Genomic DNA, 15,179 nt, shown 5'->3' with positions numbered 1-15,179 from the left:
CTTAGCATACTATATGCCTTGGCGGGAGGGTTGGTTCCTAGAGAGTCACCCAGCCGTTTTTGATGGCAATAATAACGGCCTGTGTACGGTCGTCTACTTCCATCTTTTGCAGAATGCTGCTCACATGGTTTTTTACAGTCTTCTCGCTGATATAAAGGAATTCTCCGATCAGCTTGTTGCTTTTGCCTTCAGCCATCAAACGCAAAACTTCCGCTTCACGCTTGGTCAGCGGGCTTGTCGGAACATGAATATATTTTAGTCCGGATTCTTGAACACCGTTGCCGGAACCCATAACACCGTTATCATCCAGATATGTCATACGACGGAGCTGGTTGATCAATTTACCGGTGACTTTCGGGTGAATATAAGCATGCCCGGCTACAACGGAGCGAATCGCATTGATCAGCGCCTCCGCCTCCATATCCTTCAGCAGATATCCGGAAGCACCTTTGCGAAGTGTCTCAAACACATAACTTTCATCGTCGTGAATCGAAAGGATGATCACCTTAACGTCGGGAAAAATAAGCTTTAGCCGCTCAGTAGCAACAACGCCGTTTTCCAGCGGCATATTAATATCCATCAGGACTACATCCGGCTGCATTTCGTTGCAGAGCTCGATAACCTGAATACCGTCGCCGCACTCCCCGATGACTTCCATATCGTCTTCCATATTAATGATTCGTTTGAGGCCTTCGCGAAACAGCTGATGATCGTCCGCAAGAATGAGTCTTACGTTACGCTTGGGACTCCCCTGGTTGTCCATTACCAATTTCCTCCTTGTTCTCTGCGCGAATGGGAATCAACATCGTAATCTTCGTTCCCACGTCCTTTTCTGAGTAGATGGCCATGTCCCCTTCGAGTAGCTTCAACCGTTCCCGCATCCCGATGATGCCAAAATTGTTGCCCTTGGCAATCTTATGCTCCGTTAAGTCCACATTGAAACCGATTCCGTTGTCATTAATGAAGATACTCACCAGATCCTCCTGGAAAGACAGCTCAAGTGTAACGAACGTTGCGTGGGCATGCTTGAGAATATTGGAGAAGGTTTCCTGAATCAGGCGGAAAATAGCGACCTCCATCCCGGATGGAAGTCTTGTTTCTTTGCCCGAAATTTCAAGCTTCGTATGTACCTGGGTCTTATCTTCAAAATCCTGTACGAATTTACGTACGGTCGGAATCAAGCCAAGATCGTCCAGTGCCATCGGCCTGAGATTGAAGATCATTTTGCGAACTTCCTCCAGCCCGCACCGCAGCTGGGACTTAAGATCTATGAGTTCTTCCTTTGCCGCCGTATATTCCTGTTTGGTCACCATGCGCTCCGCGATTTCCGTGCGAAGTACGACGTTCGCCATGGTCTGCGCTACCCCGTCATGAATCTCACGGGCCATGCGCTTGCGCTCGTCTTCCTGGGCCAAAATTATTTTCAGCCCGAGCAGTTGGCGGTTTTTGGCCGACTCAAGAATCCGGGTGACCTGATTAAGATCACCCGATAAATATTCGAGAACGACATTCATCTGGGAGACGATCATTTCCGCCCGCTCGAGCTGTTTGTCTACATTTTTGATTCTTTGTTGGATGTCGTTGCGTCTTTCTTTCAGGTGATTCTCTTTTTCTCTGGATACCGTAAGCTGCAGTTGGAGCGATATAGCCGCCTCGTAGGCGGTTTTGATGTCATTTTCCCGGTATCTGGCAAAGTCACGACTTACTTCCGTAAGACGGATACGCGCACGTTTGTAGCCACGTTCCAGGTTGTCCACCAGCTCGATCGTCTGGGTAACTTCATCCTTAACTTGACTTAATTCCCTAAGAAGCGACTCTCGTTCGCCCCGGGCGCTCTCGCAAATTTCGAATACCTGGTACTTGCTGCTCTCCATGACTTCGATGGCGTTCTTGATGACACGGTCTAATGCATCCACCTGCAAATCGCTCCAAACCCCTTTTCAAAACAAATTGGTCTGCCTTCTATAGTACCATACTTTGTGCTGTTTGAGAGTAAACTAATAGAACTATTTATTGCAGGTTAACGATCTGTTCGGCCTGATTCCACGTGACTTTCCAGCCTAAAGTTTCAGTCAGCAGACGCAGCGGAACCATCGTTAAATTGTTCATGATACGCGGCGGAACTTCGGCGGTAACCCGCTTGCCGTTCGTGATTAAATCGAGCTCATTGTTCCACATATCGACGATGTTTCCGTCTTTTACAACCGTTGCCCGGAGCGCCTCCTGATCCCACAGCACTTTCGCTCCCAGAGCTTCCGAAACAAAGCGTGTCGGAACGAGCGTGTTTCCGCGGTCGTTAATCGGAGCTTGCTCCAGCCAGTACGATTTTCCGTTAACGGTTGCCATCTGATTGCCGATTTGCAGGGTTACTTTGTTCAGGCTGCCGGACGGTGTATCATAATTCGGATAGCTGAAAGAGATGTCGTCAAGCTCGATCTTGCCTTGCAGCGCACGCTCGTCCTGACCTTGCTCCGGATTAACCACATAGATGCTGCGCAAAGTCAGCGGGTATTTCAGATTAAGGCCGGACAAGTTGGCCGAGATGGACTTCCAGCCCTGCCAGTTGATGTTTTTGGCGAGCTCAACCAGTTCTTTTTTACCATCCGCATCGATCACTTCGGCGCGGAGCCAGTTCTGGCTTTCGTCACCTTTTACCTTAAGGTTGATCGTTTGCGGGTAGCCGTACAACTGCGCTCCGGTATTGTTAAAGACCGCGTAAGATGCCTTGTTGCCGCTGCCTTTGGTAAAATCGTAAGCGAGCTGCAGACTGTTGTTGCCGGACTCGTTCTTCACGATGCTCAGCTTCGTACTGACTTCAGCCGGGAAACTTTCCGAAGTGGTCAAAATTGATTTGTCATCGAGGTTGTACCACATGGACTCATTGCCGAGCGGGATGTTCAGCATACTGCTGTACCCATCGTACCGGGCGATAACTTGGGCATTCTTGCTGCCCTCCAGGCTGTCTACTTTCAGGACGCCGTTCTTGACTTCGCCCTTCACACCGAGCACTTCCCACTCAAGCGACGCCGGGGAAATTTCCTTGGTTTTGCCGCTCTTGGTCGTCGCGGTTACGCTCAAATTGTAGCTTCCGCCCGCAACAAGCCCTTGTCCGCTCGCTTTCGAAACCTTCATTGAGCTGATATCCGCACGGCGTATTACTTTTACGTCCAGGTTCGATGACCCAGCGCTGGTTGTCGCCGTAATTTTACCGCTTCCGAAGCTCGTAGGAATGAAGGCATTTCCATCGAATTTCCCAAGATTGTTGGAAACGCTCCAGGTAGGCTGGACGCTGTCCGAAACAATCGGGTTGTAATATTCGTCATAACCACTGAAGGTAAACGTCGCTTTCTCGTTCAGGAACAGTTCTGTGTCGCCTTTCATAGTGAAACCCTTCGCTTGGCCTTTCGGTGCCGTTGAGAAGACTCCCAAGGCATTCACGACAGCCCTCTGCGTGCCATATTCCGTTACATGAGCCAGTTGGATATTGTTCGTGCCAAGAGGACGTTCGACCATTTGCGTGGAACCGCCGCCGTCCAGATTCATCGCTTTGTAAGCACCGATCTGAATTAGGAAACGCTGGAATTCCTGCAAGCTCATTCCTGCGCTGTTGTCGTTCTTATCGGCTGTAACCAGATAGGCCTTCTTCATATCTTGGGAGTATCCTACGCCGGTACGGGAACGGTAACCACCCAGGGAAGAGACATCACGGGAGAAGGAAGTGGCTTTAGCTCCGTCTACGAGAATGGAGTGGCCCCCGATCATTGTTTTAAAAGCATCGTTCGCATAGGCCGTTCCCGTACGCTGGTTAATAAACGCGTAATCCGCCGTAAGAGGGTCTCCGACTTTTAAATGTTCTTTGACGAATTGAGCGGATTTGCCCGCGGCTCTTAAAATGTACCCGTTCTTAGGCGGCTCGACTTTAATAACCGTATCCGGTGCGATTTGTTTGATAATCCCGTCTTGTACCAAGACCTCGGTCGGCACGGATTTTCCGTCATTGGAACGGTCCACCTGTCCCCAAGCATCGGTATACATGAACAACCCGTCCGTATGGCTGTGAGTACCGTCATCATACCAATAGTACGTTTTGTTGATGCCTCCGAGTTCGAAAGAAGTGCCGTCCTTGGCTTTTACCGCACCCTGGAAAGCAAACAGGTCAATCACCGGCTTGTTATCCTTTGTTATCCCAAAAGCGTACAACCCGGACATTTTGTTGGATGGGGTCGACATAATTTGACCGTTGGTGATTTGCGGGCCCAAGGGCACGCCCTCCGCTTGCGTATTAAAAAAGTCCCCGTTAACCGCCGCGACTGCGCCGGCCGCTTTGGCCATCGTCGCCACCGTCTGCTTGTCGGTAAACTGATTATTTTTCCCAGCGATTACATCCAGTTTTACATACGGGTTCGTCAAATCTACCTCTACTACGTTGGCAGTTGCCGAGACCTTCTTATTGTTTCTGGTAAAGTTCCAAACGTACTTCTTCATAACGGCACCCGAAGTTAAAATGCTTTCCGACTTCAAAGTAACCGTAGGGTCAGCGGCAAATGTGGGAACAGGCAGGGATACGACTACCTGAAAAGCAACGACGAATGCGAGTGTCGATCTCCACAGCTTGTTGGTAAACCTCATTCTTCTTTCACTTTCCTCTCTCCTGAATAGGTAAAATCAACTAGGACACACAATAGTATAGACTCTTAAACTAGCTAAAAAGTTACGAAATTTATGTGATTTTTCCTAGAGTATTTGAGAAAAGAGAGCAAAAGGCTCGGAATTTGGTCCAAACTGGAATAATCGGGTCTAAAATCGGTCTTTTTATGCTTTTTTGAGGGCTTAAGAGAATTAGATGTGCTTAAGGAGGTAGTGATTCAGCGACTATTAAGGTGAGCGTCGTTGTACTGTTGCGATTAGGGTTTTCCATAAATTCTGTTCAACATATTTGCCGCTGTTCCCGAATATCGCTATTTTCTCGTTCCTAGCCACATAGCTTCTTAAACTTAAACTCTACTTCCTCATATATTTAGCGAACAAAAAAACACGACCCGATCCCTTAGGATCAAGCCGTGTTCTTCACGTCTTGTCAGACAATGGTTGAAAAGTAAAACCTCAGTTCTACAGAGCTTCCGCTTTGAGCAGTTCAGCTTTGTCTGTACGTTCCCAAGGAACATCCAGATCGTTACGGCCAAAATGACCGTAAGCAGCTGTTTGCTTGTAGATTGGACGACGCAGGTCGAGCTGCTTGATGATACCGGCAGGACGAAGGTCAAAATGTTTGCGGATCAGCTCAACGAGCTTCTCTTCGCTTACTTTCCCTGTGCCGAACGTATCGATGCTGATGGAAACGGGCTTAGCAACGCCGATGGCGTATGCAAGCTGTACTTCGCATTTTTCTGCGAGTCCTGCAGCAACGAGGTTTTTGGCGACATAACGAGCCGCGTAAGCGCCGGAACGGTCGACTTTTGTCGGATCCTTACCGGAGAACGCGCCGCCGCCATGACGAGCGTAACCACCGTAAGTATCTACGATAATTTTACGGCCAGTCAGACCGGCATCCCCTTGAGGTCCGCCGATTACGAAACGGCCCGTCGGGTTGATGAAATAGTTCGTGTTCTCATCCAGGAATTGCTCCGGAACGATTGGCTTGATAACGTGTTCTTTGATGTCTTTTTGGATTTGCTCCAAAGTGACCTCTTCACTGTGCTGTGTAGATACTACGATCGCATCAACACGTACAGGCTTGTCCCCATCGTACTCAACCGTCACTTGAGTCTTACCGTCCGGACGGAGGTACTCCAGGGTGCCGTTCTTGCGGACTTCAGTCAGTCTGCGGGAAAGCTGGTGCGCCATCGAAATCGGCAGCGGCATCAGTTCCGGTGTTTCGTTCGTTGCGTATCCGAACATGAGACCTTGGTCGCCTGCACCGATCGCTTCGATTTCAGCGTCGCTCATTTGGCCTTCGCGGGCTTCAAGAGCCTGGTCTACCCCTTGCGCAATGTCAGGGGATTGTTCGTTCAGGGATGTAAGCACAGCACACGTTTGGTAGTCGAAACCATACTTCGCGCGTGTGTAACCAATATCCTTAATTGTTTTTCTGGCAATGGCTTGAATGTCCACATATTCGGAACGGGACGTGATTTCGCCGATGACCAGAACCAAACCGGTAGCCACAGATACCTCACAAGCTACACGTGCGTTCGGATCGTTCTCCAAAAATGCGTCTAACACCGCATCGGAAATCTGATCGCAAATTTTATCGGGATGACCTTCTGTCACGGACTCGGATGTAAACAAACGTCTGCCGCGTTCTAGTGCCAATGTCATCGACCTCCTACTGGATTTAGTATGTAGAAACAAGTGCGAACTTACACAAAAAATGAACCTTTTCCTCGGTGGAAAAGGTTGCTTCAGGACCTTCTTGAAGTTATGTTACTTCATTTGTCGATGAATGTCAACGAAACAGGTATGAATTATAAAGTGAAAAGAACCTCTTCCGCTTTGCGGATTAACCGGCTAGTGATAGCCCCTCCAACCGCCCCGCTGTCCCTTGAACTGATGTGCCCCCAGTAGTCCTCTTTTATCGAAGTTGCGGGGATAGAACCAAGCTCCGATGCAAACTCCGTGCTTAAATCCAAGCTTCCCAAAGCTTGTTTCCCAACAGGCAGCCCCATCTCTGCAGCGATTTCGTATTTAAGTAGGTCTAAAGCTTTATGCGACTCCGGTACCACCTTATTGTTGTTCTTCGACATCTTTTTCACACTCCTTCACTGGTTATGCGATTAGTATCACCTTTCGACTTCATTCGACCCGTATAAGTTGTTGTCAGCTTGGTTAATTTATGGAGGAGTTTACGTTCATCATAGATCGTTTTTTGGATGAAAACAAAAAACATTTACAAAAACAAAAAATGGCATGGACTCCAAATTTGGAATCCATGCCACCATTAATGTTATAAAAATGTACCAGTCTAGGGTTCTCTTTATTGAGGAACCTTAGAACCATCCGCGTTCTGAACCACATATCCACCACGGACCATTACATATACGTCTGCCGTCTCCTTAAGATCAGGCTTAACACCACGGCCGTCTCTCGGGAAAATTAGCAGGTGATTGTTTTGTACCACTGTACCCGCAGCCAGATCTTTGCCGGCCGTTACATCCGGAATGCCATTATCGTCATTACTCACGGCCAGAGTCTTACCATTACGTACAATCAGCTCAGAACCTGCGTCCGCCAAAATAGTTTGTCCGGCTTTAAGCGTAACAACTTTCATGGCATTGCCTTGACCTGTGGATGACGTTCCGCCTCCACCGTTGTTCGTTGGCAGCTTAGCGATTTCTTGCGCAATGATTTCTTTAATCTTGCTCTCTGTTAAGCTATTGCTTCCCCCGCCAGTACCAACTGACCCGCCAAGCCCTTGAACGTATTGTTCCAAATAGCTCTTGGTTACGACCGGGTCATCTGCGGAGCCGGGTGTGGGAGCGGCCGCCCTAACATTGGGAATGCCTATTAGTAAAACACCCAATCCGATTGTTGAAAGGATACCTCTCGTATAGCGCATTAGAATTTCTCCCTTATAACAAAAAGAGACCCCGAAGGGTCCACTTTTTGGTTGTAAATACTACTCGATAGTGAGGTAGATTGTTTTGCTAACACCACTAGCAGCAGTTGCTCTTACAGTCAGCTTCGTAGCAGATCCAACTGTAATTTGGCCTGTTTTGCTATTTACGCTAGCACCGGTAGCTGTGTTACTATCATTTGTTGCTTCTTCAAGGATGTAACGAACTCCAAGAAGATTGTCGTATTCGCTGATTTTTGCTTCCTTGTATTCTACACCGTACTGATCAACAACTTTAAGATCCATGTATTCATATGCATAGGTCTTATCCGCTGCACCAGTGTAGGTTTCTTCAGCAGTCATCTTATCTACTTTTACAGCTTCGTTACGTACAGTTACATCATAAGTAACGGTTTTATAGTTATCTTTGATGTCCTTGTAGTACACAGAAATCTTGGAAGTTCCTGCTTTGTTACCAAGTACATAACCTTTACCATTGGCAACGTCTGCAACTGCAACTTCATAAGTAGAAGAAGTTACTGTTTCGATACGGTTTTCTGGAATTGCAACTTTATCACCAGCACCGTCTTTAGCAGTTACTTTAATGGATTTGGCAACCGCACTGGAAGTCGGTTGTTTTTGATCTGTAGTCAGAAGACCGCTATCTTTAGCTGCGAACAGATCTTTAACTTCAGTTACGGAGTAGATCAGATCTGCATTTTTGTCGATTGCTTCGATAGATCTTGTGGCATTCGAGCTAGCATCTTTCCAGCCGTCTCCACTGTTCTTTTGCAGCTTAGCAGTGAAGGAAATTTTTCCTTTAGGCGCGCCATTCGCTACAAATTTGAATCCTTTGTTGAAAGCAGTGAAGTCAGTCAAACGAACTCCATCTCCACCAACTGTTAGATTTGCGCGTGCATCTTTAGCAGTAACCGAAAGGTTCTCAGGAGCCGTTACAACATCAGCTTCAAAGTAAACAGCGTAGCTAACGGACTTGCCGTTTTCAACAACTGGTCCACCTTTGATTTGGTCAAGCTTCTTGCCGTACTGGTCAAGAACTTCGAATTTGAACTCAGACTCTACAGTTTTTCCAGCTTCACTATAGATCTTAGTTGCAGCTTCGTCTTTAATCTTGAGAGCATCAGCTACACGTGCTTTATTGATTTTGAATTGTTTAGTCTTGTAATCATTTACGCCTGGCTCAGTGATGGAAAGCGTCACTACTGCAGTAGCGTTTTCTGGAGCAGTAACACTTGTAATCTGGATTTTACCTTTATGCTCGCCGGATTTAACAAGTTTAGTTGCTACATCTACACCAGAACCACTAACACGAATACGAGCAAGGTTCGTATCGTTTACAAGGTCATCAACGGAAAGTTTGTTGCCTTGCTCGTCGTAAGCATTAACTGGGATGTATTTGTTCGTATCACGGGAAGCAATTACATCGTCATACTCGCCAAATTCAACTTTGTTAGCGACTTTAGCGGAGTTAACACTTACTTTCTTAGTTGCGGAGGAACCACCAGCGTATACGTTGATAGTATATTCTCCACTCTTGTCTACTGCACCGGTCAAGGATACACGAACTTCTCCGAAGTTATTGTTGTCAAAGTCACCGTATTCGCTCTTAATTTCTTGAACGTAAGGTTGAACGTTTGTGAAGACATTAACAATAGCATCAGTGTCGTCATAAGCAACCGGGTTACCATATTGATCGTACTGAGTCAGAGAAATTGTAGCTGTGTCACCTTTGCTGTTAAGAGCCGTTTTACCGGAAGCATATTTAACATCGCCGAGTTCAACTTTAGTTACGAAAGGCTGAACGCCGAGTTTAAAGTTTTTGCTTACAGTTACACGGGAATCGTTGTCGTATACATAAACAGGAACGATTGTTACTCCTGGAGTGGAACCACCAGTAGCATTCTTAGTGTTGATAGTCAGAACCAAGAATCCATCGGAATCTTTTGTCAGGTTGCTGTCGAAACCTGGAGTATTAGCTGTGAAACCGCTGGAGTTAAGGGAAGACTTCTCACCGTATTGGTTTTTAGCAACCAGTTTCACACGAGCTTTTGCAGATTGTGCAATCGTGTCACTAGCGTTAACAAACTCAAGGGATTTGATTTCTTCTTTAACGCCTTGGAATTCTACGGATGCTTTATCGATTGCGTTAGCTTCAAGACCGGAAAGAACTACAGTGTAAGTTGCTTCGCCGATTTTGACATTGTCGCTAAGAGTGAGTACAGCGGATTTTTTATCAGCTGCCCATTCAGTAGTTGTAGCTACAACAGTGGATCCTTTTTTCAGTTCAAGCTTAGCTTTAGCTGTGTCAACAGGACCGTTAAGTTTAACTTCAACTTTTTGAACGCCAGTTGCTTTAGCTTCTGCAACCGAAACCTTATCAGGTACGATTTGTTGTTTAGCTGCATAAGAAGAAGTCACGAGCAGATCGCGAGTTGCAGGGGAAGTACCGTTGAACGGTTGACCTGCAGGAGTTTCAAACAATTTCAGTTCTTGAGCCAGTTGAACGTATCCTTTAGCCCAGTCGGAAACTGTTTTATCGGAAACGCCTGGTTTTGCTTTAGCTTCAGCGTCTTTACCCAGACCACGGATCAAGAAAGCTGCGAGTTGTTCTTTAGTTACATCGCCAGCAGGGTTAAATTTACCTTCTGCATAGCCATCAGTGATTTTAGCATTGTAGATAGCTTCGATGTAAGGAAGAGCGTAACCGTTAGCAGGATCGCTGGATTTTACATCATCAAAGCTGGAAGTTGTAGCGGAGGATTTCAGATTGAAAACCAAAGCAGCAACTTTAGCGAATTGGGCGCGGTTCATTTTGTCATTCAGGCCGAAACGGTTAGTTTCCACACCGTCAAAAATACCTGCTTGAATCATTTCGTCGAACTTGGCTTTTGTAGCCGCGTCCAGATCTTTAAGATCAGTGAAATCGTCAGCTTTAGCTGCGAATGCTACGGAAGAAAATACGGACAATGCCATAGCTGTGGAAAGAATTACGGATAAACTTTTTTTCATAACCTTTTTGTCTCCTCCTTGAATATCTTTCGGGTTTTGAGAGTGATTAGGAATTCTTGAGCTCATATTACTCATCGAATGATTCACCCCCTTTCCAGAGTGGTTGAGCCTAAATGTATAACTAATTCATCTGCAGTCTGAAGACCACATAGAATCTAGTAACGAAATAATAGATATGTAGACATCTAACACCACTTTAAATATTATACATGGGCGTTATTGCTACGTAAAGAAGAATTTTGAGAAATGATTCCAGAAAACCTTGCGTTTTTGGAGCTCTCTTGCTCTTCCAATGTATTAAACGAGCGGTTTCGAAAAAAGTTGCGGCTGTTGCGATTTTTTTTATTTTTTTTGAAATCTTTTTGTAACTTTTTTTATTACCCTTATGTATTATAGCTTGGGATAAAGAGGGATGTCCAATTTTGAAGACTTTGAAAAGGATTGCCTTGATTTAAGAGAAGACACGACAGCAATCGGCTGCCGTGTCTTTTCTGTTATCCACTTACTTCAGTTTGCCTTGCTGCTTCATGACACGAATCGCAACAATAGCCGCCTCGGCTCTCGTGAAGGTTTCCAGCGGATCGAAACGGACCGTTTCTTTCTTCTGGCCTTCGATAAGAACGTTAGGCTTGCCTTCGATCAATTTAGCCTTTACAACGGCCTCTACGGCCGGCTGGGCATAATAATCGATTATATTCGCGTCGGTAAATGTTTTTTGAAGCCCTGCAAGAATCTTTTTGTTGTCGGTACCCAGCTTCAAATCTGCCGCACGGGCAATCATCACGGACGCATCCTGACGAGTAAGCGAGCTGTCCGGACTAAAGCGGTTGCCCGCAGTACCCCTGACGATACCTGCTCTTGCAGCAGTCTCGATGTACTTGAAGTCATACAATCCGTACAGATTTTCAACCTTAAATACGTCGATAAAGGTCGGCGTGCCGCTGTAATTTAAAGGAAGATCGAAAATGCGAACGAGCATGGTAGCGAATTCGCCACGGGAAATCGGTTCGTTCGGGCTGAACGAATAGTTCGTTTTGCTGTTCATGATCCCTTTGGAGAACAAGGTTTCCAGTTCATTTCTTGCCCACGGGTGGCCCGTTACATCATCGAAGCCCTTATCCATGTACATAACTTGATAGTAACCGAATTTCTCAAACGGAACCGTGACCGTGTTGCTCTTCACATCCACAACGCCGCCAAGATTAACCCAACCGCGTCCTGTTAATGTGTTGTACTGCTCATACGTATCAAAGAAGAAGACGGAAATATACTTACCTGCGTCATCACGGATAGCTTGGTCGAACTTAAGAGTCAGCGTACCGCGTTTGGTAGGAACTACAGTTTGATCAACGGAACGGGTATAGAAGTTGTTTTTAAGATCAAACGGCTCCATCCCTCTTCCCCGGAGAGCGTTTTGCAGGTAATCTTCCGTCGATTGTCCGCTTGCTTTCTCGGGAATCGTACCGGAATCGATGTAGAACAATTTGCTCGCTGCGCTAAAGTTATCGCCCTTGCCTTTTCTGGCAAGTAAAGACTTGGCATAGTCGCTGCTGAATGGATTGTTGATCTTGTCTACACGGCCGTCAACAGTATCTGCAATACCGAAGTACACTTTGCGGTCGGCAGTGATGTACTGATTGTTATCGAAAGTCGGTTTAAAGCGCATAAGTTTGGTGTCTTTATCGAACTTCAGTTTAACGTCACCGTTAAATACATTGAAGTTGCTGGTCATACCGTCCAGATATTCAGCTCCGACAACCGGTGTATTTGTGTTGTAAAGCACGATGGTACCATTTGTTTTCGAGGTTCCACGGTTGACCGTGAACTTGATCGTGTTTTTGCCTGCCTTGAGATCTCTCACTTCATAAGAGAAACGATCGACATCGAGGCCGTTTTCGTTCAAGGTTTGCTTGCTTGCCGTCTCTTTACCGAAAGTAACGCTGTCCGCTTTCTCGGCGTCGATCACAATCGTGTAGAAGTTGCTGTTGATGTTCGCTTGGTACTCATGCTTTTCGTTCTCGATAAGTACCGGCTTTTTCACGACATACGGAAGCGGTTCGCGTGCAATGGTAACCGTTTTGGAAACACTCATGTTAGCTTGGTTCGTAACGGTGAACTGGAACGTCATTTCGCCTTTTTCAGGAAGCTTAATGGCATTCGTTCTGAATTCAACGCCGGAGCTAGGCATACCGGTGAAGAATCCTCCGCTTACGTTCGTACTGGAGCCGGAAACGCTGTTCCACACGTGATAGTCGGCGCGCGGATTGCCGTCTTTATCTTTGGAGTACACGTTCAGGGAAACCGTAACGTTGCCTGCGTTAGTTGTGTTAAAGAACTTTCCGTTCAATTGAACGGTACGTTCATTCGTGGCATACATGTCCGGCTTTTGAGCTTTCGGAAACTTGCTCTTGCCAACCGAATCTTCATTCGGTACGAAAAGAACGATTTCCGGTGCTTCAGCCGTGATCAGGTTTACGTTGTAAATCGCCTTGCTGATCAGAGAGTTGTTTACGTACATAAAGAATTTGATCTGGTTAGCGCCTTCGCTGAACAGTTGGGCAGGCGTAATGCCGTATTTCGTTCCCAGTCTGGCCAGATCAAACTTAAATTGACGGTTGGCGTCAAAGTCGCTCGCTTGAAGCTCGATCATTTTGTCGTTAACATAAAGCTCGACTTTGTTACCGGCGCCTGTAGGCAGGTAGTTAACTGCTTTACCCGAAAGACAAGCGACATCGGATCCGCAAGTCAGTTGTTTAACGTCACGGAGCGTGATGCCCGTGTTGCCCGGGCTAGCGATTTGATTCGCGATAATATACGGTGCGTTGTTAATTTGAATCGTATACTGACGGCTTCCGTTCTCAACTAGCGTGCCAGAAGCATCAACCGGAACAAACTTGATGTTTTTTTGGCCGTCGGTGATGTTCTCCAGTTTGTAGATAAATTCATTGTTAGACGGATTAGCAACCTCTGCGAATTCTTTGCCATCCAGGAAAACTTTGATCTTAGCTGTATGTCCGTTAGCTTTAATCTTCATTTCTACCGGCAGTTCGTTAACCTCGGTCGTTGCCGACTCGGTCAAAGAAGTGTAGATGTTCGTGTTCGTAGCGGCGTCTTTGCCCGTTACCATCGAAACATCGAGAATGCCGGCTTCGTTCGGGTTGGTGTAGTTAAAGGTATACGAAGACTCCCCTTGTCCAGCCGAACCTGTTGCATCCTTGAAAATAAATTGAATCGTTTGCGGATTACGCGCCGCTGTCCAATCAGTCAGACCGGCAACGTTCAGATCTAGAACAAGATCATAAGCCGCATATTCATTGGCACGTGTGAACGTGGAGTTTGGAGTAAATTTCTTGACTGCGCCCCCTACGGAGCTACTTGGCGTATTCAGATCAAGGCCCGCAGCCACCTGCTGTCCGTTGATCAGTACGTCAACACGATTCTGACGCAGAGCGCCGGTTGAATCATAGTCAACTTTAAGGCTTGTTTTAAGCGTCAGTTCTTTTACATCGAAGTTAGGCTTGTCCAGCAGAGACTGTGTAGTACCCGCGCTCGTAACGCCCATCTCTACCCCGAATGCAAACGGTTGGCCGTTATCGTACACGAACCGTTTTTCCGTCTGGTAGGAGTTTGAATCGTTGCTGGAATCGAAAACAATCCGGTTATCCCCGGCTTTCAAACAAATTTCCCCCGTGGAACCGCAGCCTGCGGCGGCATCTCCCCCACGGAAATATACCATTCCCTCAGTCCGGTTCAAAATACCGATTTTAGGAACCGTGCTGCCTGTTTCATAAGCCTTCACTTCGTTAGCGTTGGAAGCTTTGGCTTTAATGTCGACAGCCGTAACACCCAGCTTGATGTTGCCGCGGTCAACCGGATAAATTTTGCCGTCAACAAGACCGGCGTTATTTACCGTAAAATCAGTCAGGTTGGTCGTTGGTGTGTAATAAATCCAGCCCGGTGCGGAAGATAACGTGTTGGTATCTCCCATTTTTACGATGATGCGGTTAAGTCCTTCGGACAGCGTGATATTCGAGAACGTAATCTCGTTCGCGCCCGTTTGTGTAGGTTTGTGGGATTTCTCCACCGTAACCTGCTTTGTATTAACGTTCATGATCTCATAGTAGATCGAGCTGATCTGCGAATCGCTGATGTTCGAAATGCTCGCCTTCAGAGTGAACGGATTGCGTGTTACGCGTGTAACGTTGTTGTAATCCTGTGGAGCTTCCTTGTCCGTACCGAAATTTACGGTCTGGTTGTACATGTTTGTGATGGAAATGGTGGAAGCCGCGTAAGCCGTAAGAGGCGGAAGCAGGCTAATCAGCATCGAAAAGAGCACGAGAACGCTGAACCATTTGCGGGTATGCTTTTTCAAAACAAAACTCCTCCTTATATAAATGGATGAAATCTACAAATGGAACGTACAATCTTGCTGCCTGCGGGCCCCCTTCCGATATTAGGCGAAGCTAATCCTGGTGTCCTTTAAACAGTTGTATTTTAAATATCGGCCCGGATCGCCGAAATGTTTAGCCATTTCTCATTTTTTGGAATAAAAAAGGCACAAAAAAACCATTCCACGGATGGAATGGTTAGGTATTTT

8 protein-coding genes are annotated in these 15,179 nt (G+C 46.6%); all 8 read right to left on the bottom strand.

Annotated elements, in window-relative coordinates; all coding sequences use genetic code 11:
* Window positions 1–37 precede the first annotated feature (37 nt).
* Complete coding sequence (locus HMPREF1207_RS13950; RefSeq protein WP_009677083.1) at window positions 38–763, bottom strand: response regulator; 726 nt, start codon at window positions 761–763, stop codon at window positions 38–40.
* Complete coding sequence (locus HMPREF1207_RS13945; RefSeq protein WP_170318734.1) at window positions 735–1,922, bottom strand: sensor histidine kinase; 1,188 nt, start codon at window positions 1,920–1,922, stop codon at window positions 735–737. The genes HMPREF1207_RS13950 and HMPREF1207_RS13945 overlap by 29 nt, the downstream gene beginning before the upstream one ends.
* Window positions 1,923–2,010: 88 nt before the next feature.
* Window positions 2,011–4,629 (bottom strand): stalk domain-containing protein, encoded by a 2,619-nt coding sequence (locus HMPREF1207_RS13940; protein ID WP_009677094.1) that lies wholly within the window; start codon window positions 4,627–4,629, stop codon window positions 2,011–2,013.
* A gap of 480 nt (window positions 4,630–5,109) precedes the next feature.
* Window positions 5,110–6,318 (bottom strand): methionine adenosyltransferase, encoded by a 1,209-nt coding sequence (metK, locus tag HMPREF1207_RS13935; RefSeq protein ID WP_009677028.1) that lies wholly within the window; start codon window positions 6,316–6,318, stop codon window positions 5,110–5,112.
* Between the two features lie 146 nt (window positions 6,319–6,464).
* Window positions 6,465–6,743, bottom strand: coding sequence for an alpha/beta-type small acid-soluble spore protein (locus tag HMPREF1207_RS13930; protein WP_009677087.1), 279 nt, complete (start codon window positions 6,741–6,743; stop codon window positions 6,465–6,467).
* A 230-nt stretch (window positions 6,744–6,973) separates the two neighbouring features.
* Window positions 6,974–7,555, bottom strand: coding sequence for a hypothetical protein (locus tag HMPREF1207_RS13925; RefSeq protein ID WP_009677113.1), 582 nt, complete (start codon window positions 7,553–7,555; stop codon window positions 6,974–6,976).
* A 60-nt stretch (window positions 7,556–7,615) separates the two neighbouring features.
* On the bottom strand, window positions 7,616–10,657 hold the full coding sequence (locus HMPREF1207_RS13920) for an S-layer homology domain-containing protein (RefSeq protein ID WP_009677021.1): 3,042 nt from the start codon (window positions 10,655–10,657) through the stop codon (window positions 7,616–7,618).
* Between the two features lie 427 nt (window positions 10,658–11,084).
* Window positions 11,085–14,954, bottom strand: coding sequence for an S-layer homology domain-containing protein (locus HMPREF1207_RS13915; protein ID WP_009677080.1), 3,870 nt, complete (start codon window positions 14,952–14,954; stop codon window positions 11,085–11,087).
* Window positions 14,955–15,179 lie beyond the last annotated feature (225 nt).

It is taken from the genome of Paenibacillus sp. HGH0039, assembly GCF_000411255.1.
Lineage (GTDB): Bacteria > Bacillota > Bacilli > Paenibacillales > NBRC-103111 > Paenibacillus_F.
The sequence above is the reverse complement of the archived record's forward strand: the minus strand, read 5'-3'. Positions and strand labels throughout refer to the sequence as shown.